Source organism: Adhaeribacter rhizoryzae, assembly GCF_008629685.1.
GTDB lineage: Bacteria > Bacteroidota > Bacteroidia > Cytophagales > Hymenobacteraceae > Adhaeribacter > Adhaeribacter rhizoryzae.
Window position 1 is genome coordinate 134,913 of record NZ_VWSF01000009.1, and the last position, 26,965, is coordinate 161,877.

The following is a 26,965-nucleotide window of genomic DNA, read 5'->3' on the forward strand; positions in this document are numbered from 1 at the left end:
AGTTTAGCGAAGCGTAACTGGTGTCTGTTGATAAAAGGAAGTTTTGGACAGCCGGAAGTCAGAGACTTCCTTTCATTTTTACACACCAGTTACGCTTCGCTAAACTGGCGCGAGCGGGCGAGAATATTACAAAAATTGCCACTCTTTAAACGTAGCCGCCTGGCCCTGGTACGTACCGGCATTATCGTAAATATTCCAGAGAATTGCGTCTTTTATAATAAACCTTTTGCCGTTACTGGATATTCTTACGCCGTTGTAGTCCGAAATATATCCTTTGCGTTTTGCCTCGGCCAGCATGGCTGCCCGTTCGGCAACTGCCACCGGTTCGGCAGAAAGCCGGGAAGGCATCTGGATGAACTGCGGCCAATCCATTTCCCAGAGGCGCTGGGCCGTTTGGTTAGCATAATTAAATATTGGGTCGGGTTGGGTGCCGTGCGAGAGCAGCACAAAAGGCGCTTTGTATAATTTTTCGGCTAGTTCTTCCGGGGAATATTCACCTTCTAATAAAGACTTACCGGTTACAGATGCAAAGGAATCAGCGAGCAATTTGCTGTGTTGGATTATTTCTTCAGAGAGCATTATAAATTATTCAAAAGCGCTGCTAGCGGCGTTAAACAGCTAAAAATAAGCACTTCGGCGGCAAATTGACAAACCACTGGTGAAATATTCCTAATAAAGCCTTAAAATTGCCTTTTCAAAACTAGTAACGGAGCAATGGCGCTGGCCTACAAAAGAATTGTTGTTAAAATTGGCTCAAATGTGCTTACCCAGGATAATGGCATGCCCGATTTGGCCCGCATCCAGCACCTGGTAGCACAAATTGCGGCCCTCAAAAAAGCCGGGAAAGAAGTAATTGTGGTTTCGTCGGGGGCCGTAGCTTCGGGCCGCAGCCTGATTCGGGTTTCGGAAAAAGCCGATGCCGTTACCAGCCGGCAGTTACTGGCTTCGGTGGGCCAGGTAAAGCTCATTAATACGTACTCCGAACTGTTAGGCCAGCACGATTTAATTTGCGCCCAGGTACTCGTAACGAAAGAAGATTTCCGCGACCGCGTGCATTACCTGAACATGAAAAACTGTTTCGGGGCCTTGCTGCAAAACAATATTATTCCCATTGTAAACGAGAACGACGTTATTTCGGTAACCGAGCTAATGTTTACCGATAACGACGAATTAGCCGGACTCATTGCCTCGATGCTGAACGCCGACGCCCTGCTGATTTTAAGCAACGTAAACGGCATTTATAACGGCGACCCCAAAGCCCCCAACTCCGAAGTAATCCAGGAAATTGGCCAGGACACCACCGGTTTTTCTTCTTTTGTAACTACCCAGCGCTCGCAGTTTGGCCGGGGCGGCATGATAACCAAATGCCACATGGCGCATAAAGTAGCCCAATTGGGCATTGCGGTGCACATTGCTAATGGCAAAACCGAAAATATTCTTTCTAAAGTTTTAAACGAAACAGAAATAAATACCCGCTTTGTACCGAACAAAACAGCTTCGGGCAAAAAGAAATGGATTGCCCACTCCGAGAGTGCGGCCAAAGGCGTGGTGCAAATAAATGCTGGGGCTAAAACCGCGCTCACGGCTCCTAAAGCCACCAGTTTGTTGCCGGTAGGTATCGTTAAAATTACCGGCGAATTTCAGAAAGGTGATATTATTAAATTAACAGACGAACAGGATAAACTCGTAGGCCAGGGCATTGCCGAATACGGGTCTGATAAAGCCCGCGAGCGCATTGGCCAGAAAAACCAGAAGCCGCTAGTGCACTACGATTATTTATTTTTGAACGCCGAAATCAGTTAAACATGGATTTACAACCTATATTCCAGAATACCCAAAAAGCCAGCCGCGGCCTCGGCTTGTTAGCGCCCGAAAAGGTGAATGCAGTTTTGCAGGACTTAGCGGACGCCGCCGTGGCTCAAACTTCCTTTCTACTCGCCGAAAACGAGAAGGACCTGGCCCGCATGAACCCGGCCGATCCGAAATACGATCGCCTGAAATTAACCGCTAATCGTCTCGCCGATATTGCTAACGACATCCGGAATGTAGCCGGTTTAACATCGCCGCTAGGTAAAATATTACTGGAAAAAGAACTGCCTAATGGTTTGCAAATTTCTAAAGTGAGCGTGCCGCTGGGTGTGGTGGGCGTCATTTACGAAGCCCGGCCTAATGTTACGTTCGATGTATTTGCGCTTTGTTTTAAAACCGGTAACGCTTGTATTTTAAAAGGCGGCAGCGATGCAGCGGCTTCCAACGCAGCTATTATTTCGGTTATTCACGGGGTACTAACCCAGCATAATATAGACACTAATATTGTAGCCTTACTCCCACCCGACCGCCAGGCCACCGAAGCGCTGCTCCAGGCCATTGGGTACGTAGATGTGTTAATACCCAGGGGCAGCCAGGCTTTAATCGATTTTGTGCGGCAAAACGCCAAAGTACCCGTAATCGAAACCGGGGCCGGCATTGTACATACTTATTTCGATGAAACTGCGGATTTAACAAAAGGCCAGGCCATTGTTGCCAATGCCAAAACCCGCCGCGTAAGCGTTTGTAATGCCCTGGATTGTTTGCTGGTGCACCAGAACCGCTTACCCGATTTGCCGGCGCTAACGGCTCCGTTAGCAGCTAAAGCAGTAGAAATATTCGCCGACGAAGCGGCTTTTGCCGCGCTGCAAGGTACTTATCCGGCAGAATTATTAAAGCCGGCCCAGGCAGAACATTTCGGCACGGAGTTTCTAGCGATGAAAATGGCTATAAAAACCGTAGCGAATTTTAGTGCAGCGCTGGAACACATTGCCAACTATAGTTCTAAACACAGCGAAGCTATTATTTCGGAAGATGCGGGTAATATTCAACAATTCCTGAACAGTGTAGATGCCGCGGCGGTTTACGCCAATGCGTCTACGGCTTTCACGGATGGCGCTCAGTTTGGCTTAGGGGCCGAAATTGGCATTAGTACGCAAAAATTGCACGCCCGCGGCCCGATGGGTTTAGAAGAACTAACCAGTTACAAATGGCTGGTGCAGGGCAACGGCCAGGTAAGGCCGGCGTAATAAATTAGTTTAGCCCTAAAAAAATTAATCCCGAACTGCTTTATTAAAAGAACAGTATATAGTGGCTGATGAAATAATGTTATTTTTGCCGGATGAAAAATACTTATTCCGCTTTGAGTAAGCAGAAAGAGGTTGTGCAGATTGTTCGATTCCTAATAGTAGGTGTAGTTAGCGCTATTTTTGACCTGCTTTTATTCGTTTTATTAAACGATTATTACAAAGTTAATTATTTACTGGCTGGCTTTATATCTACTTTATTTGCCATTCTGTTAAACTATTATATTTCTAAAAAGTGGGTTTTCAGCAGCGGCAAATATTCGTCGCGGGTAGAATTTATTGCTTTTATGGTGTTTTCCGGCATCGGGGTGGTGCTTAATTCCATCCTGATTTGGCTGTTTGTAGAACACTTACTGCTGGAACCTACCCTGAGCAAAGGTTTGGCGATTGGCATTGTAGCCGTCTTTAATTTTATAACCAAAAAAATGTTTGTGTTTAAAGGTTAAGTAAATAAATATTCAGAATAATCTTACCGCTTACATAAATACAGAAGCGCCCTGCTTGTTTTTACTAAACAAGCAGGGCGATTTCTTTTAGCTCAATAATTAATACCAAACTGAGATGAATCAATACGCTTTGAAATAAAGGCCATACCACCCACCGCGGTCATTCTGAAAGAATCTTATTAGCAGATAGCCAATAAGATTCTTTCAGAATGACCGCGGTGGGTGGATACTTGGTTGAAATTATTTTGCTGTTTTTAAGGCGCAATTCCTATTTAACAGTGGTATTAATATTTGAAATCTCTAAAAGTAAGACCCATAGCGGTTATTTACCGGACATATCATACAGGTTTACTTTCATGTCTATGGTTTCGAAGCTATCCTGTTTTTGGCCCATGGTATCAAACTGGGCCTGAATCATCCGCAAGGTTTTGAGTTTATCGTGGTAATACCAGGCGGGCTGACCCTCTATATCGCCAATTTTATTCATGGCAAACTTATTATAAATTACCCAAACCCGCTTTTTACCCGTTAAGCTTTTAAAATCAGGTTGTAAATTCTGGAAATATGCGGCGTAGCTGTCCGAAATTGCCCGTACATCCCGGCCAATAATAGCCTCGAATTTTAACCCGTAAGCATTTTTATAAAAGTTGTAGGCCGGCCAGGTATTCCAGTAAACATAAACGGTATCGCCGGGTTGGTAGTGCTCGTTAATGTAAAGCAAGGCTTCGCGCTGATACGACTTTTTATAATCGCCGAAAAAAGCCGGGTTTATGGCCTGCCGGGCAGAATTGGCGAAGGGACCGGCTAATAATAAAATGGGCAACGCGTATTGCCAGAATTGCTGCCGTGCCGGTAAAAGTTCTACCAAATACTGGCAGCCCCGCGCAATAAACAAAATAAATATTGGCGCTAAATATACCGTTAGCCTATCAAAGAAAGGATATACTTCTAAAGCAGAAGCAAACAGGTGTAAACCAACGGGCAATACCATTATCAGGAAAGCTTTTTTGTCGAGTTTAAAAAAACGGAACAAACCCAACCCTAAAAATATTAAAGGCAACCACGCCATGCGGGCCAGTATGCGCAGCACCGCATTATATTCGAAATGCAGGCTATACCACGACAAACCCAGCGGATAATGCAGCGCAGCAAATACTTTTTGTATTAACCAACCAATAGCAGCCGGCGACAAAGGCATAAAACCACCGTAAGTTCTAAACCAGATAGTGAGCCAATCGGAACCGGCGTGCTTGTAAGTAAATAAAAAGTAGTTTACCGCAAAACTTACCAGCCATAACCCAGACGGAATAAGCGAACGGAAAAGAGCCGGCCAATCTTTTTTAAGCAAATAATATAGCCCTAAACCCATGCCGATGCCGGCAAATAAGAAAATAGCGGTATACGAACACCAGATAATAACTACCCCAGCCGAGCCCCAAAACAACAGCGCACCAATGTGCTGGCTTTTATGGAAACGGATGTACAAGTAGAGCACCAGAATAGCTGCAAACAGCTCAAAACCGTATTGTTTTATTTCTACGGCGTGATAAACCAGCGGTGGCGCCAAAGCCAATATTCCCAACGCTACAGTTACACCCAAAGGCTTCAGAAAATAGCGGGCTACGGGCAAAAACAAGAATAACGAAGCGATGCCGCTTAGCAGTGGTATTAACCGCAGGGCCATTTCGTTGGTACCAAACAGCAGCACACTGGTTCTTGCCAGCCATAAAAAACCAACGGGCGCTTTTTGCTCGTAATCCAGGTAAGGTGCCAGCAACTCCCCGAAATTCATTTTAATTAAGCTGGTAGCCAAATAAATTTCGTCGATCCACAAAGAGCGGTTATCCCAAAAGTGAAAAACCCGCAACCCTATACCCAACAGGAGCAGCAGAATTACCGGCGTGGTAAATACCGAACCAACTTTAGTATTTTTTGTAGCAGTGGCTGGTTTATCAAAGGCAGTGTGCAGTGTTTTTGTATTTAGGGCAAGGTTTTTCAAGGGAAAAAACGAATAATTAAAAAATAAATTTAAATATTAACTAATTACAATATTAAGATAAAATATAATGTACTAAAAACAAATCAGCCCCGAATCTACACATTATTAACTTAATACCTGACCAAAAGAGAGCTAAACGGCTTTTAACGGCAGATGTTTAAACTAAACCCAAACGCTTAGTTGCTTAACTGTAAGCTACCAGTTAGGTAATAATTACCTACAAAGCAGTCAGCTTTCAGGTTTAAAGATTACTTAATAGCAAGATTATTGTCAGGCTCATTTCCCAAACATATAATTCTTCTGATATTTTTTAGAAAAGCTACATAAATATATAAATTCTTTAATATATTTGAGAACTTATTTATAGAACCAACGTTTAACCTGAAATTAAAATCTTATAAACTTAAACTGCTTTTAATATATTTCCAGAAAATAAATTAGAAGTTTATTGCGAAAAATTTATAGTTTTATATAATATTTAGATAATTAGTAAATGGCGGAGGCAACAGGGTTGGATTGGAACAGGATTAAAGTGGTGATTTTTGATGTAGATGGCACCCTTTATACCCAATCGAAACTGCGGAAACAGATGCTGGGATCTTTGCTCTGGTACTATGCCTGGCGCCCCTGGCGGTTGAACGAAATGCGCATGCTGCAGCATTTCCGGACGGAGCGGGAGAAAAGAGCCGGCGATTGCGGCGGCGATTTAGCTAATGCCCAATATAAATGGTGCGCCGAAAAAGGCAATTACCCGGTATCCAAAGTAAAACAGGTTGTGGACTACTGGATGCTGGAATATCCTAATAAATACCTGGCTGCTTGCACCTATCCGGGTACCCAGGCTTTTTTCCGGGCTTTACGCGAAAAAAATATTCAAATAGCCATTTACTCTGATTATCCGGCGCACGACAAGTTAGCCGCCATGGGCCTGCAGGCCGATTTAATCGTAAGTTCTACCGACCCCGCCATAGACCGGCTTAAACCCGACCCTAAAGGTTTGCTTTACATTACCCAGCAGCTGCAAGTACAGCCCGAAGAATGTTTGTTTATTGGCGATCGGCCGGAACTGGACGGCGCATGTGCCCAAAACGCAAATATGCCTTACCTGATAGTAGAGAAAAAGCCATTTGCCCAATTCGATTTTTACCATAACCTCTTGAATCAAATAAATTTATCTTTTACTGCTTTAACTTATGAAACAAGCCACTCCTCTTCCTAACGCCGATGCGACGCTAGTGCTGCAGCCCGCCGGCTTTAAAGAATATATTACCATAATGCGGCCGGACCATTGGTTCAAGAATATTTTTATGCTGCCGGGTATGCTGTTCGCCTTTTTGGTCTACGACACTACCTTTGATTTAACTTTATTGGTGCGCATTGTTATTGGCATTGTAAGTACCTGCTTAATTGCCTCGGCTAATTATGTTATTAACGAGTACCTCGATGCCGAATTCGACCGCTATCACCCGGAGAAGCGCAAGCGTACGGCCGTGATAAGTGTGCTGAACCCACTTTATGTTTACTCAGAATATTTCTTTTTAGCAGCTATTGGCTTTACGCTGGCTTACTTTATTTCGCTGGAATTCCTGGCGCTGGAGGCTTTCTTGTTGTTTATGGGCGTTATGTATAACGTGCGGCCTTTTCGTACCAAAGAGCGGGTTTACCTCGATGTATTGTCTGAATCGGTAAATAACCCTATCCGGCTGGCGTTAGGCTGGTTTATTTTTGTACCAATGCACCTGCTGCCCGAAAGCTTGCTGGACCCATCATGGGTAATTATTCCGCCTTCGAGTATTATTCTGGCTTATTGGATGGGCGGCGCCTTTTTAATGGCTACTAAACGCTTTGCCGAGTACCGCTATATCAACAACCCCGAACTGGCTGGTTTGTACCGCAAATCGTTTAAATATTATACTGAGAACAGCCTTTTAATTTCGATGTTCTTTTATGCTTTAACTTCGGCTTTTTTCCTGGGGATATTCTTAATTAAAAACCGCATCGAGCTTTTAATCAGCTTTCCTTTCTTTGCGTTGCTGTTTGCCTGGTACCTGGCCATTGGTTTGCGCAAAGATTCGGTAGTGCAAGGCCCCGAAAAGCTGCACAAAGAAAAATGGTTTATGCTTTACGTAGTGCTGTTTACCGTATTGCTTATGGCTTTAATGTACATTGATATTCCGGGCCTGAGCTGGTTCCTGAAACAATCTTTCTAAACCAGTAAAACAGCTAAATAACAGCAACGCCTCCCCAAGAACTAAATTTGGGGAGGCGTTGCTGTTTAAGACCCAACCAAGCACCAACTACGCTACCTGCATGGTTAATTTTGGTTCCGGCAAAGGTACTGTAACCGCCCTGGGCAGCGTAACCACAAACGTACTACCAACTCCTTCGGTACTTTTAATTACCAGAGTTCCCTGCAAACTTTCTATAAATTCTTTACTGAGCATAAGCCCTAAACCGGTACCTTTTTCGCGGGCAGTGCCCAGGGTGGTAAAGCGATCTTTCGTAAACAATTTGGTTAAGTTGGCCTGCGAAATTCCTTTACCGTTATCGCTTACCACTAAAGTTATATTATCGTCGGTTGCTTCACCCGCCGATACCTTTATCTCGCCGCCTTCAAAAGTAAACTTAACGGCATTCATCAGCAGGTTGCGCAACACAAAATTCAGTTGCTCTTTATCGGCCAGGGCTACGGCTTGCTCATCTACCTTATTTACGATACTGATGTTTTTCTGCTTGGCTTGTGAAGCAGCCAACTCAATATTTTCCTGGGCCAGTTGCTGCAAATTTATTGGCTGCAACGCTATATTTTTTTCCGCTATCTGGGCCCGCGACCAAATTAGCAGGTTATGCAGCATGTTCATGGTTAAGTCTACATCTTTGCTGAGTAACTTAAAAACGGGCTGCACTTCTTCGGCCGGCAGGTGGTGGCTTTGTACCAAATCGAGCACGCCTTTAATAGAACCAAACGGGGTTCGTAAATCGTGGGAGATAATCGAGAATATTTTATTCTTAAATTGATGATGTTTTTCCAGTTGCTCGTTCTGTTCCTGTAATTTCAGGGTTTGATCGGCCAACGCGTTTTTCTGACGACTTATTTCGGTATGCTGGCTCTGCAACAAGCGGTTAGCTTCCTGTAGCTTTAAAGACGCTGCTTTCAGGCGTATACGGCTCCGGTAAAATAACAAAAGTAAAAACAACATAATGGCTACCAAAATCACCCCAAATAGCAAGGTTATTTGCTGTTGTTTAATTTCATGCGCCTGCCGTCTCTGTTCGGCTTTCAGGTTTATATTTTCGATTTCTTTTTTTTCGGTTTCGTAGCGCGTAGCCAGTTCGGCGGCGGTTCTTTTCTGGCTTTCTAAATCCAGTTGGTTGTCGTGTTCTACAAAAACAGTTAAATATTTATGGGCTTGGGCGTAATTTTTATTCGCAACAAATAAGGTTTGGAGCAACTCGGCCGAAGCGGCAATTTTCTTACTAGATTTGGTTTCTAAAGCCCAGTCATAACTTTGCTGGGCGTATTGCAATGCTTTGGCGTTATTGCCAATGGTCTGATAAATTTGGGCGATGCTTTTCAGCACACCTGGTTTGCCTATTTTATTCCCTATTTCATCGGCTAATTTTAAAGACCTGAATAAATAAGGCAACCCTTGTTCGGGTTTAGGCAAGTTCAGGTATACTGTGCCTATGTTCTGCAAACTAATAATCAGGCTGCGCTTGTTATTTAATTTTTCTTGTATCTGCGCCGCCTTATTAAAATAGGCTAAAGCCTTGGTATACTGTTTTTCTTCTTCGTAAATATTGCCCAGGTTGTTATAAACTTTGCTAATGCCTACCTGGTCGTGGGTTGCCTGGGCCAGCCACAACGATCTGTTATAATTAGAAACTGCCCGTTTGGGGTCTTTGGTTTTATGGTACAGGCTACCCAAACTATTATAAGCGGTAATCAGGATGGCGGTATCGGCAGTTTTCTCACCAATATTAAGCGCCTGGTAATGCAATTGCATGGCCTGGTCAAACTCGCCGCGTACCAGGTGCGCGTAGCCAATCAGGTTCAGGGCTTTGGCCTTGCCGGGCAGTAAATTGGCTTTTGTTGCTAATGCTTCGGCCACGCTGGCGTAAGCTAATCCTTTATCAATATCAGATAAATAATATTCTTTGCTTATAGCACATTGGAGTTCTACTTTCACCGAATCGGATTGGGCGTTATCTAAAGCGGCCAGCAAACTATCAGTTTTCGCTTGCTGTGCTTGTGCCACCGAAGCCCAAATAAACATTAACAAAAATAAAATTTTTCTCATAACACAAGCACTACCTTACCGTAACGCATGAAACAAATATAATCACCAAAAACGCAAAACAAACTTATTATTCAGCAATTTATACAAAATTTTTACTTTATTAATTCAAGTTCATTTAAAATATTAAAATATAATTATTTTATATTTACTTAAAACGAAAAAGTTGCACTAATTCGTTAAAATTGCAAGTAGCTTTAATAATTATGACTAATAATTATTTATAATGAGTTGAAGATTTAGAACTAGTAGCAAACAGTGTAATATACTATTTATAGCTGCCGCACTATGTATACTTAAAACACATAATATTTTAATTGCTCTAAAAAATAAATACTCCTGCGCTGAGTTATTTTTATGTACCGATAAAATCTTAGCTATGAAAAAAATATTTGCATTAGCCACACTAACACTTCTGTTTATTTCGGTTGGATTTGCCCAAACTTTGGTAGGTATTAAAGCCGGCGGCAGTATTACCAATATTACCCTAAATCAGCAGTATAAAAACTTACTTAACGTTAGCGCCCAAAACCGCATTGGCTACCAGTTAGGCTTATTTGCCCAAAGAGCTATTAGCGAAAATATTTTCATGCGCACGGAGCTGGCCTATAGTGTAAAAGGGTATAAATCGCACGATAAATTAACCAATCGGGAAGGCCGCGTAGGCTTTAATTACATTAGTTTACCCTTGCTGCTAGGCTATCAGTTAAACCCGAGTTTTTCCGCTTTTTTGGGTCCGGAGATTGCAGCCTTAGGGCCGGTTCATGCCGGCTCTGGTGGCCGCCGCAACAGGTTAGATATTATTTCTAATTACGAAAAGCTTGACTTAGGCCTATCGGGCGGTATAATGTACACTTTAGCGCCAAAGTTGGGGCTGGATTTACGGTATACTTATGGTTTAAGCAAAATATTAATAACCGATTTAACTGATGCGCAAGGCAACCGTACGGGACAGGCTAATCAGAAAAATAATAAAGCGTTGAGCCTTAGCGTAAATTATTATTTGCGCGGCCGGGTTTAATATTTGCCTAGTTAATCTGGGTTAAGGGTAGCTACTATTAGCTAAAAACTAATTTTACGTAGGTTTGCTTACAACACGGCTATTCTGCCCCAAACGGAACAATATGTAAATGTTGTTTGTACTAGTTGCAGGATTATGCTTAAACAAAAAGGCTTAACGCAACATGAAAAATAAAGAGCTTTTCGACAGAACCGTTAAAATATTGGTTAATGCTTACCTGAATAATACGCTGGTGCATAATAATTGCGGCGCCTGTGCAGTAGGCAATATAATAGCGGCCAATATGCAAATAAAATACGATTCTTATTTAAAGTGGATTGGTCGACAATTGGCCTGGTCTACAGTTTTCGTAACCATGCCGTTTAAATCTGAACAAGTGCAGCGCCCCTGGGCTTACAACGGCAGCGCCAAAGAACAAATAGATGCTACCGGTTATTCGTGGCAGGAACTGGCCTTAATAGAAGCGGCGTTTGAAAGCGCTCCCAAAAACACTACTCCCGACGAACGTATGTTTAACGGCTTAATGGCCGTAGTAGATGTTTTGGGCCAGATTCATGACCTGAACGAAGAAACCAAACAGGCAACCAAAGAATTATTCTTAAAGGCATAGTTAACTTCTAAGCAATATTACAAGCCTGCCGGTATCCGGATTATTTCCAGAACGCCGGCAGGCTTTATTTTTTATCGCTAATTAATCTACTATTGCAGGGGTGCCTTGAGTTGGTTTAATATTTTTTCAAAATACAACTCCCTTTCTTTAAAGCTGATTTTTTATTTGCACAAAAGGGTATATTAAGATTCCCCCTTTATTCCGCCCATTACTGCATAAAATGTTATTCGTGCCGTTGGCTCCGAAGTATTTGTTAGCGCTACCTAATGCCCAAAACAGCGCAATTGGCTTATTTGCCAGATTATTTTATCTTCTTTTGCTACCCGCTATTTAAATTTTTATATGGCTTTGCTATTTCTTTTCTTTAAAGAGAACAAATAAATAGCAATAAAAAATTAATAAAGTTCGAATAATTCTGATTTAAGCATTTTTAATTATCTTAATCCAATATTTGTAATTATATTACTACTTAGAATAAAAGTAAATACCGTGTACAATTCAGAAGAAAAAGCCACTTCCGTAACAATAGATGATATTGAACTGAAACGCTTGCAGATACTCCAGGATTATAATATTTTAGATACACCCGCCGAGCGGGAATTTGACGATTTAGTGAGCTTAGCCGCCTACATTTGCGATACGCCCATTGCGCTTATTACCTTGCTTACCCACGATAGGCAATGGTTTAAAGCCCGCATTGGCGTGTCGCTTGCAGAAACACCCCGCTGCCATTCTTTTTGCCAGTATGCCATTGAACAAGAAGACATTATGGAAATACCGGATGCGCTTCAGGATATTCGTTTTTTCCAAAACCCCTACGTGTTAGGCAACCCCAATATTCGTTTTTATGCCGGATCGCCGCTGGTAAACGCCGATGGCTATAAACTGGGCACTTTATGCGTAATCGATAAATATCCGCGCGAACTAACCGAACCACAAAAAATGGCTTTAGGAACGTTGGCAAACCAGGTGGTAGCGCATTTAGAGCTGCGACTAAAAATCAGGAAGCTGGAAGCAGAAAACAATTATTTACAGGAACAGGTTAAAAACTAAGCGTTTAAAGGTTGTAGTTCTCGCGTAAGTAATTATTCTTTTTCGGGCTCTACAATCCACCAGTCGTTGCCAAAAGCATCTTTAAAGCCGGCTGTAAACCCATATTCCTGCGTGTGAGGTTCCATTAAGCTGGTAGCGCCCTGCGCCAATGCTTTTGCGTAAGTTTCCGGTACCTGCGCTACATAAACATACATGCCCGCCGGTTTTTCCTGCCACTGCTCTGTCGCATCGGCAAACATGATAACCGCCTCGCCAATGCGTAACTCGCCGTGCCTTATTTTATTATTATCGGCTGGTACCAGTAATTGTTCCGTGGCATTAAAAACAGTTTTCATAAACTGCAGAAAAGCACTGGCTTCATTCAGAATCAAGTAAGGCATTAGGGGCAAATATTGGGTCGGAATATTCATGGAAATTGGCTGAGGTTTTGGTAATGCATTTAATGGTATAAAAACTTATTGTGGGCGGTAGAACCGCGGCTTATGTAAACGAAAGCATTAATTAGCAATATTTTTACTTAACGCTTACTTTTCATGGCCGGTACAACTTTAATATTTTCAGCTTCCAAAAGCGTTTTATATTCGTCTGATTCCAGCGGGTAAATGGCAATTTTACCTTCCTGGTTGTAATGTGCGCCCCAACCATACCGCTTGGTTAAAGAAGATGCGCGCATACAAGGATGCCCTTTAGAGAACAACTCCTGCCTAATTTTTTCGGCATCGGTTTCTAAAGTTGCTGCCGGAATTTCCTTTTGCAATACAAATACCTGGTAAACTAATTCTTCGTGGTTGTAGGTATAAGGTTTTGCGGTGAGCAACTCATACTGGAAAACATGCACCGGCTTGTTTTTAGTTTTAGTCACCGGTATTTCGCTTTTACTTACCGGACAATCGACGGCTACTTTAATTAAGGTGTTGGTATAGCTCATATTTTAAAATAAAAGAGTGCCATAATATAGGTAAATTGTTGCTGCTAGCACACTAAATTTAAAACAAGTAAAACCAGCTATTATTACCACTCCGGAACATTCCTTAAAAATATAGGCTGTAGGCAGCAGAATTTTACCTATAAAATATTCTTATTCCTTTAGTTAAGGCCGTTATACTTACAGGCAGTAAACCTTTTTAAAATGAAACCAAGCCTTGCGCCCACTTTATCCCAAATTATTTATGCCAATGCTGCTATCAAAATTTTGTTGGGGCCAGAGCCAACGCCCGAAATAATTAACCTTTTAAGAAATACCGTATATGGTACGCACGGTCCCCGTTACCAACACACCGGGCACGAAAATAAAATTAACCACATTCTAAATCCTTTTTTCTTTCAACTATTAAAAGACGAGCAGGTAATTGGTACTTACTGTCTCTCGCAACGGCGGGTAAAAATTGCAACCGGCGAAGCCCTTAGCTTTTACGGCCGCTACTTTTCCATAGCCCCCCAATATAAAGGCCAGGGCTACGGCAGCCTGTTAAAAAAAGAAGCCATTGCTTATATAGAACGCACCACAACGCCACCCTTCTTCTTTTATTCTTACATCGAAGAATCCAATCAGCGGTCGCTGGCCATCTCCAAAAAAGACGGTTACCAGCCCATCGGGACTTTAGAAGCCGTACTTTTTAGCCGACTTTACCCGCAACAAGATGCCAGATTTAGTCGCCTATCATCAGATAAATACCCTGATATGCTTTTGCAATTGCAAACAACTTACCAGGATTATACTTTGGTGCAGCTAGACCGGGTATTTTACGAGCAGAACTATTTCGTTTTAAAAGAAAATGGCGAAATAATAGCCGGCGTGCAAGCCAACCCAGTGGCGTGGCACATTGTGCATATGCCCGGCCTTACCGGCAAAATTGTGATGCAAGTTTTACCCTACGTACCCGTTCTAAACCGTCTGATTAATCCACGAAACCATCAATTTTTAGCCTTAGAAGCTGTATATGTAAAACCAGGCCACGAAAAAGCGTTATTAATTTTATTAGAAAGTACATTAGCGTATTTCGGCTACACCTCGGCGTTGCTGATGCTGGATGTAAACTGCCCCTTGCGCCAGCAATTAAAAAGCTTAGGTCACCTCGGCCTGATGCATGCGCTTAACAAAAGCATTTACACCCAGGTTATGGTTAAAACCCGAGGTATAACCCAAAAAGAAATAAAAAGCTATCCCAAACAGCCTATTTATGCTTCGGCTTTTGATTTTAGCTAGCTCTCCGCTGCATTTACTTTAACAACCAGCCCCGTAACTTTGCGGCTTTTCAGAATAGTGCCCTTCATTTTTTGTCAAAAAAAATAAAGTTAGTTTCAGCAGGTGCTGTTTCTGCTACTCGTTTGCATTCAGAATCTCGTAACCAATTGGTTTAAAAGCATAATTATTAGACATTTCTGCCGAACATGCTGTCATGCCCACAATTAAATCCATGTGGGCTTCTAATATTACATAATCGCCGGCTTTGCTTTTAGGCGGACGCACCGCAATTTTACCGGTATCGCCATCAACGGCCACGTGCATGAAAATATTAAAGCAAACCGGAATTTCATCCGGCCTGATGCCATACTCTTTTAAGGCTTCGCACAAATTACCAAAGCAGCCGCGGTGCGGTTGGGTATGCCCATAAATAATCCGGAAAGTATCGGCACTGCAGGGCGTAAGCAAAAAATCGTGGCGGCCTACGGTATCTTCTACCATATGAAACATAACGTTGCTCCGGTTAGAATAAAATGGGTGCCCCTTGGTCAGGAATATGGTATCGGCGTAGTCTATGGTCCGGCCCGATGAGAGGTACTCGGCTTTATCGTGCAGGTTATAGCAAATAAAATCCGAAACCTGTTCGCCTTCTATGTCATAGACTTTAAGTTGCTGCCCCTGGCGTAAGATAAATGAAACGCCGCTACGCGGCGGTATAATGTTTGGCTGTTGCATGGTTTATTTGTAGAGGACATTGCCAGCTTTGGTCGTATTGCCGGCCGCTGTATTGGTAAACTTCCGATGCGGTACCAAAGTCTTTTAGCATCGGGTTAATAGAACCGGCATAACTTTCATCTCGTTTTCGTACAATATTTTGCATTTTGCCGTATTGGTCTTTTTGCCGCATTTGTTCAAACTGGGCATGCGGATTAAATACCAACGTTGGATACCGGAATTGCCGGGCGCGCCGGCTACTACCCGGGTGCAACCCAATTATAAAAAAGGCTTCTTCTTTTAAGCTAAAACTAAAATCCGGTGAATTTGGGTCGGAGTTCACCCGCTGGTCAAACCCGTATTGCTGCGCGTCTAAATTGGCTAAAGATTGTAATCGTTGCCACAACAAGGTATCAAACAAGGCTTCATTCGCCATTTCGGGACCTTTAAAAATAACCGCCGCGCTATGGAATAATTCCGTTGAGGCCCGGTAAGTATCTACAAAACTGTATAAAAAATTTAAAATCGCTATATCGTCTTTGGGGCAAGCCAAATGCTCTACCACTAAAAATTTTATTTGTTGCCGGCTCACAGCCGCCCGCGCTGCTACGCAAGGGAAATCTTTATTTAATAAGTATTCTTTATATTCTTCAATTATATCGCAAGCATCCATCTCTACTAAGTACTATTTATGTCTTAGTAAAACCTTTACGAACCGTAAATGAATATCGTTATTAAAGATGGGTAATAATTACTAGTGGGCCGCCGTAGAAATACTTAAGTTTAAAGATAAAATACCCCTTACAGCCTTTATTTAGTTGTTATCCTGCTTCTTCCGCATATTCTTTTATTTCAAAAATATTTAATTAGTATTGGTCCATATTTTTTCTAACAAATAAAAATGCAAAGTTCCTGGTTTAAAATTTACCTAAATCCGATACTTAAAAAACTATTAGCATAGTGCTCTATTTTACTGATTCTAGTATTACATAATAGCGGTTGCCCGGTTCAGAACAGAGCTAATAACGCCTGCAGAAGTTCAACACCAGGAACCTACCTCACCCTCATTACCCCACCCCCACCATACGAATGATACTCCGCATTATACATAGCATCGGCACCAACGGGGCCTAACTGGAAATTGCCTTGGGTAACGGCGCGGACCTGGTAGTAGAAATATTGGGGTTTGGGGCGGGCAGTGGCGTAGAGGTTAATGCGGTCGTCGCGAATATCGGTGTAGTCGGGTACGTCAGGCTTCTGGTCGTTCAGCCAGTTAAATTCACGTTCGGTTAGCAGGCGCGGGTTCTCAATTTCGAAGCCGGCGGGTAGCAAATCGGTAATAGCTACATTGGGCACGTTGCGGCCGTCGAGCGATTGCAGCGCAATGCGTACCACCACCAAATCGTTTTGCTTAACGGTGTTGTTCTGGATTTCGCGGCCATTGCGGTCGAGAAAGGTTCGGCGTACCTGCAGGAAATTATCTTCGGGCTTATAACTGCCGCTCTGGCTAATGCCTTCCACTTCCCAGAAATAATACAGCGTGCCTTTGCCGCTGGTCTGAATATTTATACTGCCTCTATTGAGTTTATTCGCCAGCGAAACATCTTTGCCCGAGAAGGAGCCAATATTTTTGCCGCTTTGAGTAATTTTGGCGGTAAGGTTACCTTGGCTGCGGCGGGCCATTTTACCCAAAGCCATGAGGGCAAAAGCCCGTTCCTGGGTGTTGTACCAGCGCGTAGAACGCAATTCCTGCGATAAATGCCGGGCCAGCGTGCCAATTTGTGCGTTATCCGGGTCGGCTTCAAGCAAACTGTTTAGGGAAAGCGCCATATCGCGGGTAACCGAGTAAAAGCTGCCGTTGAGGGCACGTAAGGCACTTTCGCCGGTAAAGCTGCGGGGCAATAGTTGGTTAAAACTTTCGCGGCGGCCCGAAAGGGCGTAAGTACTGGCGAGCAAATACCGGGCATTCAACGAGAGCAGTTCGGGTTTGGCTTTGTAGTAGTTCATGGTAGCCCAGTCGGGTTGTTGGGCCAGGCTGAGCACGTAAAGCGAATACGTATTTTCGTGGGCGGCAATAAATTTGCTTTGTACCTGCCGACTAGCGTTGTAGAAACGGTATTCTTCCATGCCCTTGGTTTTTACTTTGCGCTGCAGGTAAGTCAGGGCTTTATCCAGCACGGCGTTGTTTACGGGGTAACCAGCTTTGCGGGCTTCGAGCAGGAAATGACTGGCGTAGGCGCTGGTCCACCAATCGGTATCAGTGCCGCCGGGCCAATAGGTAAAACCGCCGTCGTACTGTTGCATGGCTTCTATTTTAATAATGGCTTCTTGTACTAAATAATTGGGGTTGTACGTGCGGGCATTCCGGTCCTGCTGCAGCGATTTGGCTAAATCGGAATAATATAGGAGCGGGAAAGCTTTGGAAATGGTTTGTTCCAGGCAACCGTGCGGGTATTGCAGCAAAAAAGTAATATCGTCGGTGAACTGGGCAATCGGCGAACTGCTTACTACCAAACGTGAAGCGGTTGAAGCCGGAATAAAATCGTGCGCCGGGCTGATAACTGCATTGGCCCCATCCTTTAAAGAACCAGCGCCGGTGAGTTTAGTTAAAGGCGCAATAGGCCGCACGGTAATATCGGTCTGGTTACTGAATTTTTCGCCGAGCGCATTTACGCCTACCGTTACGGATGCCTGCCCAATGCCCGCACTGGCTACTAATTTATATACCACCTGGGCTTCGCTATTGGGCTTAAGCGTTGCCGATTGACCCGCCGCACCCACTACCCGCAACGGACCGGTGGTGGTAATATTACTGTTGGCGGTAGCATTTTTAGCAGTGGTATTACTGAGGGTTACCGGCACCAACAAGGTATCTTTCGGGCTCACAAACCGCGGCAAGGCTGTACTGATAACCACCGGGTCCGAAACGCGCATAATTTTATCGGCGGAGCCAAAAGCATTTTCTTTGTAAGCCACGGCCATGATGCGCAAAGCGCCCGAAAACTCCGGAATTGTCACGTTTACTTTTGCTTCGCCGTTGTTATTCGCTTTCAGGTGGCCGCTCCACACCGAAACCAGCTTTACCCGTTTAGAAGTAAGCGGATTAATGCGTTTGGCCAAATCGAAACCGTCGCCGCCAAAACTGGAGCGGCGGCCGGTAAGCTCCGGGAACAGGAAGGGGTATAAATCGTAGGCGTTTACTTCCAGGGCGCGTTTCTGGTAAAAATAGCCGTGCGGGTCGGGCGTTAAATAGTCTTTCAGTTGCAGAATGCCTTCGTCTACTACGGCCAAAGTTACTTCAGCACCGGGCGCGGTCTGCACACTTACCGGCTGCACCCGTTTCGAGCGCGATACCTCCGGCGCGGTAATAGCAACCTCCAATTCTGTATTCTTTTTCGTAACCGATAGTGGTACAAAGCCCCGGGCAATGGTAAGCGGCAAGGTATTGTCTTTTATTTGCCGCAGCGCCGTGGCCGTAATGTACATCGTGGGTAAATATTCGTCTTTAATGGGTAGCGTGAGCGAAGCGGCTTTCTTATCGGTTTGAAGGTAATGATAACTCATTACGCCGTCGCGCTCTACGGTTACCAATATTTTGCCGGCAAAAGGCGCTTTAAATAATATTTTGGCTTCTTCCCCGACTTCATACGACGTTTTATCCAGCGAAATATCTACTTCACCTTCGTTGTTTACTTCAAACGAGGTACTTTCGGTATCGCCCCAGCCGTAGGCGTAGAACTTTTGGGCCACGTAGTTAAAAGCGCCCGGCCGCATTACCCTAATTTCGTATTCGCCGGAAGAAACCGGCGTAAAATTAAAGGTGGTGCCGCTGGCCGGAATAGTTAAAATTTTGCTGCTGATAATGTTTTCCTTGCGCTGCGATTTGTAACCGTACCGCTCCACGGACCGCTCAATGACAGATTCGTAGGTAAACCGCACCAGTTGCACCCGTACCGGAGCAGTGATGGGTTTACCGCTTTGATTAACCGCCAGCAACGGAATGCGCATGGCTTGCCGGGTACTCACGTATTCATCAAAATTTTTAATGCCGTAAAAAGCGGCCTGCGTGCTCACCTCGAACTTGCTCAGGCGGTTTACCGGTCGGCCGGTTTCATCGAAAACCGTGGTGTACACAGCGCCATCCAGCAGACCAATATCCTGGTAGCCGGTAAGGACAAACGTTTCCCGGCCCTGCCCCTGCGCATCCGTTTGGCCCTGGCGTACGCTATTCTGAATATCTACCGATCCGGCCGTTACAATATCAAAGGTATAATCAGGGTGATTTTTCGGTTCAAAAACCTTCTTTTTCAGGCTAAGCTGCAGTTCGTAATTACGACCAACCGCCGGCGGACCAAATAAATTATACGCTGTAAAGCTGGCTACTAAACTATCCGGGGCTTTAAAAATGGTCTTGTTGAGGGTAGGCGTTACTTTCAGGCGGTCGGGCATAAACTCTTCCACGCCAATTTTACTACTGTTTAGCAGCACATCGTTGCCCGAATAAACCTCTAAAGTATAAGTACCGGTTACGGTAGTCGTGGGCAGCTCGAACGTAAATTCGCAAGCACCCTGGGCGTTTAGTTTACCTTTCAGGCTCCGGAATTCTTTGCCGGTAGGCAGCAGCATTTTTATTTTAACCGGCAACCCTGCTACGGTTTTCCACTCCGGTGTCCGGATAACGGTATTTACATGCACCACATCGCCGGGGCGGTACAGGTTGCGGTCGCCGTAAATGAAAGCATCGTACGGAATACTGTTCAGGCGCTTGCCGCCCACTTCAAACCGCGAGGTATTTACCTGGGTCTGGCTGTAAGGCAAATACGTAAAATCCTGGCCCAGCCGCGCAGTAATCATGCCTACCTTAAAATCGGGAGCCGTTTTGTCTATGTCGGTAAAGCGAGCTACGCCGTCCTGGTTGGTGGTGGTTTTATAAATTACCTGGTTGCTGGTACTGATAAACCGCACCTCAACATTAGATTGTACTTTGGCATCCCGGATAGAGTTCGCAAATACCAGCACCTCGTTCCGGCCCTGCTTCGCAATTAAACCAATATCCGAAACCGAAATAATTTTAGAATCGCCGAGCCATTTTTTATCGGTGCTGGTAACCGTGAGTACGTACAAGCCTTTGAATTCGCTGTCGAAATCCAGGTCGTTCAGGCTTAAATTCAGGAAGTAGGCGTTGCCTTGTTTTTGCAGACTTTTGGTGTCGTACTCGCGCTCAAAAATAGTGTTGCCGTTGGTTTCGTCTACCGGGTAATAGCTCCACTCGTTGTATTCGTCGGCTTCTTCGTCGTAGTGGCCGTTGTACTGCTTGCCTTCGCGCAATACCCGCAAAATATTGTTTTCGTAAACCCGGCCAATGCTTACTTTCAGGCGCGGCACCTCAACTACGTTCAGGGCAATATTTCGGGCACCCTGGCTGCTCAGATAAATGCTTTTACTATTTACAAAACTGATGCCCGCCCGCACCGCCGCAAACGAAACCGAATGGGTGTAATCCTTGCCCAGTTTAGCACCTTCCAGGCCGGTCAGGTTTTTAGAGATGGTTAGGGTGTAGGTATTGGCCTGCGGAATAGCGCCTTTCAACACAAAACCGCCTTCCTGTTCTTCCAGGCTAAAACTTACCCGCGGTTCTAATTTTATCTGTTCGTACAAATTATCCATGCGCACGGGTTGGGTAGTAGCCACAAAAATCTGTTCCTGCCCCTCCACCACGCTGGCCGTTACTTCCGATACCTGCAAATATTGCCGGCTAGGCAGTAATATTTCTTGCTCCAGTACTTGGTTGGTGCGGTACGCGCTGCCGGGTGTAGTTAAACCAGAACTGATTTTAACCCGGATGGGCGTGGCATCGCGGTTGGTATTAACCACATTTTTTAACTTAACCGCAATGTTTTTGCCATTTGCCGTTACGAGTTCTACGGGTACTTCTTTAGCACCCTGGTACACATGCAAATTATTTTGTAAGGCGGTTAAAGTTACCGGGTAATTAAAAGTCAGGCCCAAACGAGCTTCCAGTTGGTTAATATTGTTATCACTTTTGGTCCAGTAAGCTTTGGCATCGGCTAAGTTCAGGTACGGCGTATGGAACCGAAAAATCTTATCGGTAGCAATTTTATATTTTTTCTCGCTGTGCCGCAGGAGTTCGGGGGATAGTTCGGCCTGAAAACTGGTGCTAGGGGCAAAAGGCTGCAGCGGTGAGAAAACCAGTTCGTTCGGGGCGGTCCATTTATACCGGCCTTTTACCACGGGCGTAAAGTTCAGATAGTTTATTGTATCCCATTCTTGTAAACGCGCTTCCGACACCAAGGCTTTATCGAAGGTAAAAACCAGGTTTTGCTCTTGTTCAATCTCTTCGGTAAAGTTTTTATGTTCTACCCGAAGTTCGTCACTTTTACCCCGGCAGCCTGCAATCATACAGGTTAAACTAAGTAGCGAAATTAATAAAAGCAGGGTAGCGGAAAAGGGTTTACGGACATCCATAATTTAGTTGGAGAGGGTAAAAAGGCCGGATTTGCTGTTTTAAATGTAGAAATATTCTGGATTTAAAACGTGGAGAAGGTATACTTTATTTCTGCTATATTTATTGCTAATTTAGGTTTGGACACAAACCAAAGGACGTACTTATTTTAGGAAATTGTATAAATCCTGAAGCATTATTTTTCGTAAATTCGATTAAATGTTGGTTGAAAAATGAAAACAGAGTCATATAATATTTCACTAAGCTTTAAGCAAATTCTTGAATTGGTTCGTCAATTACCTAAAAGCCAGAAAATTAAATTATCGAAAGAACTAGAGAAAGAAGCTGTTGACACTAAACTTTCTAAAATACTTAATGCTTTTCGTACTGAAGACTTGTCACCAGATCTTATCGACGAAGAGGTGGAATTAGTAAGACAGGAACTTTATGCTAAATCCAAGAAAGATTAAAGTAATATTTGATACCAATATTTGGATTAGTTTTCTTATTGGAAAAAGATTAACCTCCTTAAAGCAGTATATCTCTACAGGCTTTATTCAGATAATTCTGACAGAACAGCTGATTATGGAGATAGAATTAGTGACGCAAAGACCAAAACTTCAGAAATACTTCAATCAGGAACTTGTTCAGGAATTACTATCACTACTCGTGACTATTGGTAAAGTTTATAAAATAAAGCCAAAGTACAGCTTAAGCAGAGATGCAAAGGATAACTTTCTACTGGACTTAATTGACCGTTCGAAAGCAGATTACTTAGTTACTGGCGATAATGACTTACTAGATTTAGGCAAATTCGGAACAGCCATAATTTTAACACCTAAGAAATTCGAAGAAGTTCTACAGTAAAGTCCAGCTCTAAGTATGCTATTTCAGGAGTCAAAATCTAGATTATTCAGGATTAATAAATTCCATTGAGGAAAGTTATTATTTCACCGGCACCAACCGGATAGCCTGACCGCCGCTAGCTTTCAGAACTGCCTTTATACTGTTCTTATTATTTACTACCTGCCTGGTGCCTTTTACGTGCGTACGGGTTTTAATTGCTGCGCCGCCGTCTTCGTAAATTTCAGCGGTATATTTCTTTCCTTTCTCCAGAAACGTTAGTGGTATTTGCAGGGTGCGGGCACTGTTGTTGGTGATGGTGCCAACGTACCACTCATCACCACTCCGGCGGGCTACGGTTATGTATTGCCCGATTTCGCCTTGCAGCACTTTGGTTTCGTCCCAGGTGGTGGGCATGGTTTTCCAGAAGGTTAGTTCGGGTTCGCCTTGGTAGCGGCTGGGCGTATCGTACCAGTACAGCCATTGCAACGGACTGAAATAAACCACCGGTAAAGCCAACTGGTGCGTGGGTGTTGTTTTTAGTACCCGCCCTTTAAAGCCAAATTCTTCGCGCTGAAAATAACAAAAAGTATAATCGGCGGGGCCGGCCAGGAAGCGGGTAAAAGGTAAAATAGTATTATGCGTGGCGTCCGGAAATTCTTCGTTACCCCGAATGCCTTCCTGCGTCATGAGGTTGGGATAAGTGCGGCTGAAACCAGTTGGGCGGTAATCGTCGTGAATATTAACCATTAAATTGTACTCGGCGCATTTTTTTACGGCATCGTGCAACCAGGTAGTCCAGCGGTGGGAGCCGGTATGCACAAAACCGAATTTAATGCCCGCTACGCCCCAGCTTTTGTACAAAGGCAAAATAGCGTCTAGTTGCCGTTCCAGCGCCCGGTGGTTCACGTACAGGAAAACCCCGATATTTTTGCTTTTGGCGTAGCGGATGGCTTCCTGTAAATCCAGGTCGTTGTTAGGGTTGCGGCGCGGGTCTACGTTTACCTTGGTAGCATCCGAAGCTATTTCGTTTTCGTGGCCGTACCAGCCGGCATCAAAATGAATATAGTCCAGGCCTTGCTGTACGGCAAAATCCACGAGAGATTTAGCCCCAGCGGTAGAGAGTGTTGTTTCGCGAATTACTTTACCTGGTTTAAGCCAACTGGTATTTTTTAGTTGGGATGGTAGATTCAGATTCAGAAATATAGCGTTATTTTGGAGTAAATCAGTTGCTTTTTCGGCTACCATAATTACCCGCCAGGGCGTAGCAAAAGGAGTGGTTTCGAGTACCGTATCGTCCAGTTCGCTTACCAGTACATTGGGGGCTTGCAAGGCCAGTTTCATGCGGGCATAGTTTACCATGGCAGCTTCGCCTACGCTGGCATATAATTTATTCGGTAACACCAGGGTAAGCGGCCGTTCGGTGGTTTCCTGCCACTTTTCTAAAGGTTGTAGTTTATATTCGGCCTGGGAGTGCGTAGCCGTATAAGCTTGGGTGCCGGCTGGTAAAACAAATTGGGTTGCTTCGCCGGTGATGTGAATATTTTGCCAGGCGAGTTGCTCCGGAAAACGGTAACAAAAGGCCAGCCCTTCGTTATAGGCCCGCACCACTACCTGAAAATAGCGGTTTTGCTCAGCAGTAGGCTTCACATCCAGCACCAGTTCGCGGTAGTAATCCCGGATTATATTTTGTTCGCCGTAAACGGGTATCCAGGTAGTATCATGCGCAGCCGTATGGGTTTTTATTATTTGCAGATCTTGCATAACCCGGGGCATATTTTTTAGCTGCAATTGCAACTTGCTATTATTTATTACGGCTTTCCCGGCGTAAGTTAAAGAATAGACTAAGCCATTTTTATCGGCGGTTTGGGGCAAGGAAAAAGTTGCCACCAGCTTGCCATCCGGCGATTTTATTTCGGCTGTTGGAGCGGCGGTTTGCGCAAAATTAATTTGGGGTAAAAATAAGATTAGCCACAGGCAAATAATTTGAGAGCCAATAAACCGGGCAGCATTATATGGGGGAAGCAACAGAAATAATGGCTTTTTTATCATGCCGGCCAAAATAAAAAATAAAACGGTAATTAACAGCTTTGTCATCGCACTTACTATTCCTGCCAATTTATTCCAGGTACAGCCAGTACATCGGGGCTTAAAGGTTATTTTTTAATAATTATAGAAACGTGCTGTAGAATTAGTATGCTTTAATCTTGAATCGTAGGCCGCTTTCCTTTATTTTACGTTTAAAGATGGTTCCGGGCCAATGCTGCTGTGGTTTCACCTCCTAACCTTCACCAATAATTATGAGCATTAAGCTTTTTACCATCGGCGACAGCGTTGCCCAGGGATTTATGTCGGGAGCGGCGGCCCGCACGGATTTAAGTTTTTCTACGCTGCTTGCCCGTAAGCTGAATTTAACCGATTACCAGTACCCAATTTGGGAGGCGGGCGGCTTGCCTTTAAACATGGAAGATGTATTGCGGGCTTTAAATAAACGGTACGGCAGTAATATTAGCGGGCTGGAGTGGCTAACTTTTTTACCGACGGTGAATAAGGTAATTGATACCAGCGAAGAATATTACGAGCGCGGACCCGGGCGGGCCAATTTACCTTATCCGGGTAAAGTAAATTATTTCCATAACGTAGCGGCCCGGGGTTTCGACGTAACCGACTCCTGGAAAGTAACGCCCGAAGTAGCTTGGAATAATATTCAGAACGCCGTGCCGCAAAAGGGCGACGACCAATTTTTGGCCGTGGCCGATGCCTCGCTTTACCGCACCGCCCTGAAAGTTTTAAGTCCGGCTTTAACCCGCACGGCTACCGGCGCTTTTAAGCAAAATTTTTCGCAGTTAGATTGGCTGAAGTATCATAGCCAGAAAGAAGGTGTAGAAAATGTATGCTTGTGGCTGGGCGGCAATAATGCGCTGGGCACCATCGTGGATTTACAAATCAGGCAAACGCCCGGCGACAAAAGCCCTATTACCAAAACCCACAACGAAAAAGTAGCCAATCGCTGGAACCTCTGGCATCCTACGGATTTTGCCGTGGAATACGAAGAAATGCTGCAGCGGGTGCATACCATTATGAGTAATCAGTCTGAACAAACCGACTGGAAGGTATTTCTAGGCAACGTGCCGCTGGTAACCATTGCGCCGCTGGCCAAAGGTGTTGGCCCCACCACCCACATTCCGGGCAAAGGCACTTATTATAAATATTATACCTACGTACCCTTCGACGAAGATTTTGCCGTAAAAACCGGTCGCCATTTAAACTTGCAACAGGTGCTGCATATTGACGATTGCATACGCGAGTACAATATTATTATTAACCGCCTGGTAACCCAATTTAACCAGTTAGCCGGCGGCAAACCGCGTTATTTTGTGGTAGATATTGCGAGTGCACTAGAAAATATGGCCTGGAAACGGAACGATGCGCAACCTACTTATGAATTCCCGGAATATTTTAAGTTTGTTTACCCCAAAGTAGATACCAAATATTACCACGCCGACAAAGAAGGGCAGTTAAAGCAGGGCGGCATTTTTAGTCTGGATGGCGTACACCCCTCGGCTATTGGGCAAGGCCTGGTAGCTACCGAATTTATAAAAGTAATGCGCGCCGCCGGCTTAAACCAACTCACCCCTTTTACCGACCAGGAGTGGTCGCAAATATTTAAAAGCGATACTTTGTACTCCCGGCCTATTTCGCTGATGGGTGAAATTTATGAGCATACCGATTTGGCAGAATTTCTGGTAAAGGCAATCCGGTTTTTACACCGGTAAGTGCTGTGAGCGGTTAATTATAGAAATGGCAGAAAGAGGGCATAAATTAATAAGCCGCAAGAGGTAAAAATATAAGCCATAATTAATGCGCCGCCTACCCGACGTTCATCAGAACTTTCATTTTTATAATCAATTAAGGTTTGTTCTATTTGGTGTTGCCGCAACTTATACCAGCCGTACACGCCCACCGGAACAGTTACGCCCAAAAAGAATACAATAATGCGGTTAAGCCATTTATCCTGCCATAACAAGGCGCCTAATTGGTTATTCACTAACTGAATAAAAATAAAGTACACCGATATAGAATTAAGAATTAACAGCAGTACTAACGTGAAATAGGCCGCGCGTTCGGCACTGGCAGAAATTGGCCCGGCGGTGTTATTTGCTTCCCGGATGCGGTAATAAAAATAATAGAAGAAGTTAAGCATTGGCAATATTGTACGG

22 protein-coding genes are annotated in these 26,965 nt (G+C 44.2%); 12 read left to right on the top strand and 10 right to left on the bottom strand.

From position 1 onward, the window contains the following. Nucleotides 1-126 precede the first annotated feature (126 nt). Complete coding sequence (locus F0145_RS13220; protein WP_150088891.1) at nucleotides 127-579, bottom strand: MEKHLA domain-containing protein; 453 nt, start codon at nucleotides 577-579, stop codon at nucleotides 127-129. A gap of 135 nt (nucleotides 580-714) precedes the next feature. On the opposite strand from F0145_RS13220, the gene proB reads away from it, so the two are divergent. From proB to F0145_RS13235, 3 genes are all read left to right on the top strand, one after another. Next, entirely contained in the window at nucleotides 715-1,803 is a 1,089-nt protein-coding gene (gene proB / locus F0145_RS13225; protein ID WP_150088892.1) for a glutamate 5-kinase, read from the top strand. Nucleotides 1,804-1,805: 2 nt separating this feature from the next. Further along, nucleotides 1,806-3,056 carry a glutamate-5-semialdehyde dehydrogenase gene (locus F0145_RS13230; RefSeq protein ID WP_150088893.1) on the top strand — a complete coding sequence of 417 codons (1,251 nt, stop codon included), beginning with the start codon at nucleotides 1,806-1,808 and terminating at the stop codon, nucleotides 3,054-3,056. 92 nt (nucleotides 3,057-3,148) lie between these two features. Then, entirely contained in the window at nucleotides 3,149-3,559 is a 411-nt protein-coding gene (locus tag F0145_RS13235; RefSeq protein ID WP_150088894.1) for a GtrA family protein, read from the top strand. A gap of 322 nt (nucleotides 3,560-3,881) precedes the next feature. On the opposite strand, the gene F0145_RS13240 is transcribed toward F0145_RS13235, so the two are convergent. Further along, nucleotides 3,882-5,558 carry a glycosyltransferase family 39 protein gene (locus F0145_RS13240; protein WP_150088895.1) on the bottom strand — a complete coding sequence of 559 codons (1,677 nt, stop codon included), beginning with the start codon at nucleotides 5,556-5,558 and terminating at the stop codon, nucleotides 3,882-3,884. Nucleotides 5,559-6,051: 493 nt separating this feature from the next. On the opposite strand from F0145_RS13240, the gene F0145_RS13245 reads away from it, so the two are divergent. Both F0145_RS13245 and F0145_RS13250 read left to right on the top strand, forming a co-directional pair. Then, on the top strand, nucleotides 6,052-6,777 hold the full coding sequence (locus tag F0145_RS13245) for an HAD family hydrolase (protein WP_150088896.1): 726 nt from the start codon (nucleotides 6,052-6,054) through the stop codon (nucleotides 6,775-6,777). Continuing rightward, nucleotides 6,752-7,768, top strand: coding sequence for a UbiA prenyltransferase family protein (locus F0145_RS13250; protein ID WP_150088897.1), 1,017 nt, complete (start codon nucleotides 6,752-6,754; stop codon nucleotides 7,766-7,768). Before F0145_RS13245 ends, F0145_RS13250 begins: the two co-directional genes overlap by 26 nt. 87 nt (nucleotides 7,769-7,855) lie before the next feature. On the opposite strand, the gene F0145_RS13255 is transcribed toward F0145_RS13250, so the two are convergent. Further along, nucleotides 7,856-9,859 (bottom strand): tetratricopeptide repeat-containing sensor histidine kinase, encoded by a 2,004-nt coding sequence (locus F0145_RS13255; protein ID WP_150088898.1) that lies wholly within the window; start codon nucleotides 9,857-9,859, stop codon nucleotides 7,856-7,858. A 376-nt stretch (nucleotides 9,860-10,235) separates the two neighbouring features. On the opposite strand from F0145_RS13255, the gene F0145_RS13260 reads away from it, so the two are divergent. The 3 genes from F0145_RS13260 (at nucleotide 10,236) to F0145_RS13270 (ending at nucleotide 12,540) form a co-directional block, all read left to right on the top strand. Then, entirely contained in the window at nucleotides 10,236-10,877 is a 642-nt protein-coding gene (locus tag F0145_RS13260) for a porin family protein (protein WP_150088899.1), read from the top strand. A 163-nt stretch (nucleotides 10,878-11,040) separates the two neighbouring features. After that, on the top strand, nucleotides 11,041-11,487 hold the full coding sequence (locus tag F0145_RS13265; RefSeq protein ID WP_150088900.1) for a hypothetical protein: 447 nt from the start codon (nucleotides 11,041-11,043) through the stop codon (nucleotides 11,485-11,487). 489 nt (nucleotides 11,488-11,976) lie between these two features. Further along, entirely contained in the window at nucleotides 11,977-12,540 is a 564-nt protein-coding gene (locus tag F0145_RS13270; protein WP_190277547.1) for a GAF domain-containing protein, read from the top strand. 32 nt (nucleotides 12,541-12,572) lie between these two features. Here F0145_RS13270 and F0145_RS13275 read toward each other — a convergent pair whose 3' ends face one another. After that, nucleotides 12,573-12,950: a VOC family protein gene (locus F0145_RS13275; protein ID WP_150088902.1), complete on the bottom strand. Its 378-nt coding sequence runs from the start codon at nucleotides 12,948-12,950 to the stop codon at nucleotides 12,573-12,575. Between the two features lie 107 nt (nucleotides 12,951-13,057). Further along, nucleotides 13,058-13,468, bottom strand: coding sequence for a DUF6157 family protein (locus F0145_RS13280; RefSeq protein WP_150088903.1), 411 nt, complete (start codon nucleotides 13,466-13,468; stop codon nucleotides 13,058-13,060). Nucleotides 13,469-13,669: 201 nt separating this feature from the next. On the opposite strand from F0145_RS13280, the gene F0145_RS13285 reads away from it, so the two are divergent. After that, nucleotides 13,670-14,746: a GNAT family N-acetyltransferase gene (locus F0145_RS13285; protein WP_150088904.1), complete on the top strand. Its 1,077-nt coding sequence runs from the start codon at nucleotides 13,670-13,672 to the stop codon at nucleotides 14,744-14,746. A 114-nt stretch (nucleotides 14,747-14,860) separates the two neighbouring features. Here F0145_RS13285 and F0145_RS13290 read toward each other — a convergent pair whose 3' ends face one another. The 3 genes from F0145_RS13290 to F0145_RS13300 form a co-directional block, all read right to left on the bottom strand. Beyond that, a complete protein-coding gene (locus F0145_RS13290; protein WP_150088905.1) occupies nucleotides 14,861-15,460 on the bottom strand; it encodes a DUF1989 domain-containing protein in 600 nt (199 codons plus the stop codon). Beyond that, nucleotides 15,429-16,112 carry a guanitoxin biosynthesis heme-dependent pre-guanitoxin N-hydroxylase GntA gene (gntA, locus tag F0145_RS13295; RefSeq protein WP_150088906.1) on the bottom strand — a complete coding sequence of 228 codons (684 nt, stop codon included), beginning with the start codon at nucleotides 16,110-16,112 and terminating at the stop codon, nucleotides 15,429-15,431. Before gntA ends, F0145_RS13290 begins: the two co-directional genes overlap by 32 nt. 380 nt (nucleotides 16,113-16,492) lie before the next feature. After that, complete coding sequence (locus tag F0145_RS13300) at nucleotides 16,493-21,859, bottom strand: alpha-2-macroglobulin family protein (RefSeq protein ID WP_190277548.1); 5,367 nt, start codon at nucleotides 21,857-21,859, stop codon at nucleotides 16,493-16,495. A 276-nt stretch (nucleotides 21,860-22,135) separates the two neighbouring features. Between F0145_RS13300 and vap15 the strand changes: the two genes are divergently transcribed. Continuing rightward, a complete protein-coding gene (gene vap15 / locus F0145_RS13305; protein WP_150088908.1) occupies nucleotides 22,136-22,372 on the top strand; it encodes a type II toxin-antitoxin system VapB15 family antitoxin in 237 nt (78 codons plus the stop codon). Beyond that, a complete protein-coding gene (locus tag F0145_RS13310; RefSeq protein WP_150088909.1) occupies nucleotides 22,350-22,769 on the top strand; it encodes a putative toxin-antitoxin system toxin component, PIN family in 420 nt (139 codons plus the stop codon). The genes vap15 and F0145_RS13310 overlap by 23 nt, the downstream gene beginning before the upstream one ends. Before the next feature lie 78 nt (nucleotides 22,770-22,847). Here the strand turns inward: F0145_RS13310 and F0145_RS13315 are convergent, their stop codons facing one another. Then, the gene (locus F0145_RS13315) at nucleotides 22,848-24,842 is read right to left on the bottom strand and encodes a glycoside hydrolase family 97 protein (RefSeq protein ID WP_223816040.1); all 1,995 of its coding nucleotides are present in this window, start codon (nucleotides 24,840-24,842) and stop codon (nucleotides 22,848-22,850) included. A gap of 203 nt (nucleotides 24,843-25,045) precedes the next feature. Between F0145_RS13315 and F0145_RS13320 the strand changes: the two genes are divergently transcribed. Continuing rightward, nucleotides 25,046-26,521, top strand: coding sequence for a hypothetical protein (locus F0145_RS13320; protein WP_150088910.1), 1,476 nt, complete (start codon nucleotides 25,046-25,048; stop codon nucleotides 26,519-26,521). Between the two features lie 17 nt (nucleotides 26,522-26,538). Here F0145_RS13320 and F0145_RS13325 read toward each other — a convergent pair whose 3' ends face one another. Beyond that, on the bottom strand, nucleotides 26,539-26,949 hold the full coding sequence (locus F0145_RS13325; protein ID WP_150088911.1) for a hypothetical protein: 411 nt from the start codon (nucleotides 26,947-26,949) through the stop codon (nucleotides 26,539-26,541). Between the last annotated feature and the right edge of the window lie 16 nt (nucleotides 26,950-26,965).

What these genes read in the sequence shown, in the direction of transcription:
- F0145_RS13230 (WP_150088893.1), top strand. Translation starts at nt 1,806, where the DNA reads ATGGATTTACAACCTATATTCCAGAATACCCAAAAAGCCAGCCGCGGC.
- F0145_RS13285 (WP_150088904.1), top strand. Translation starts at nt 13,670, where the DNA reads ATGAAACCAAGCCTTGCGCCCACTTTATCCCAAATTATTTATGCCAAT.
- F0145_RS13235 (WP_150088894.1), top strand. Translation starts at nt 3,149, where the DNA reads ATGAAAAATACTTATTCCGCTTTGAGTAAGCAGAAAGAGGTTGTGCAG.
- F0145_RS13280 (WP_150088903.1), bottom strand. Translation starts at nt 13,468, where the DNA reads ATGAGCTATACCAACACCTTAATTAAAGTAGCCGTCGATTGTCCGGTA.
- F0145_RS13310 (WP_150088909.1), top strand. Translation starts at nt 22,350, where the DNA reads ATGCTAAATCCAAGAAAGATTAAAGTAATATTTGATACCAATATTTGG.
- proB (WP_150088892.1), top strand. Translation starts at nt 715, where the DNA reads ATGGCGCTGGCCTACAAAAGAATTGTTGTTAAAATTGGCTCAAATGTG.
- vap15 (WP_150088908.1), top strand. Translation starts at nt 22,136, where the DNA reads ATGAAAACAGAGTCATATAATATTTCACTAAGCTTTAAGCAAATTCTT.
- F0145_RS13250 (WP_150088897.1), top strand. Translation starts at nt 6,752, where the DNA reads ATGAAACAAGCCACTCCTCTTCCTAACGCCGATGCGACGCTAGTGCTG.
- F0145_RS13245 (WP_150088896.1), top strand. Translation starts at nt 6,052, where the DNA reads ATGGCGGAGGCAACAGGGTTGGATTGGAACAGGATTAAAGTGGTGATT.
- F0145_RS13325 (WP_150088911.1), bottom strand. Translation starts at nt 26,949, where the DNA reads ATGCTTAACTTCTTCTATTATTTTTATTACCGCATCCGGGAAGCAAAT.
- F0145_RS13265 (WP_150088900.1), top strand. Translation starts at nt 11,041, where the DNA reads ATGAAAAATAAAGAGCTTTTCGACAGAACCGTTAAAATATTGGTTAAT.
- F0145_RS13300 (WP_190277548.1), bottom strand. Translation starts at nt 21,859, where the DNA reads ATGATTGCAGGCTGCCGGGGTAAAAGTGACGAACTTCGGGTAGAACAT.
- F0145_RS13220 (WP_150088891.1), bottom strand. Translation starts at nt 579, where the DNA reads ATGCTCTCTGAAGAAATAATCCAACACAGCAAATTGCTCGCTGATTCC.
- F0145_RS13290 (WP_150088905.1), bottom strand. Translation starts at nt 15,460, where the DNA reads ATGCAACAGCCAAACATTATACCGCCGCGTAGCGGCGTTTCATTTATC.
- F0145_RS13275 (WP_150088902.1), bottom strand. Translation starts at nt 12,950, where the DNA reads ATGAATATTCCGACCCAATATTTGCCCCTAATGCCTTACTTGATTCTG.
- gntA (WP_150088906.1), bottom strand. Translation starts at nt 16,112, where the DNA reads ATGGATGCTTGCGATATAATTGAAGAATATAAAGAATACTTATTAAAT.
- F0145_RS13315 (WP_223816040.1), bottom strand. Translation starts at nt 24,842, where the DNA reads ATGACAAAGCTGTTAATTACCGTTTTATTTTTTATTTTGGCCGGCATG.
- F0145_RS13320 (WP_150088910.1), top strand. Translation starts at nt 25,046, where the DNA reads ATGAGCATTAAGCTTTTTACCATCGGCGACAGCGTTGCCCAGGGATTT.
- F0145_RS13260 (WP_150088899.1), top strand. Translation starts at nt 10,236, where the DNA reads ATGAAAAAAATATTTGCATTAGCCACACTAACACTTCTGTTTATTTCG.
- F0145_RS13255 (WP_150088898.1), bottom strand. Translation starts at nt 9,859, where the DNA reads ATGAGAAAAATTTTATTTTTGTTAATGTTTATTTGGGCTTCGGTGGCA.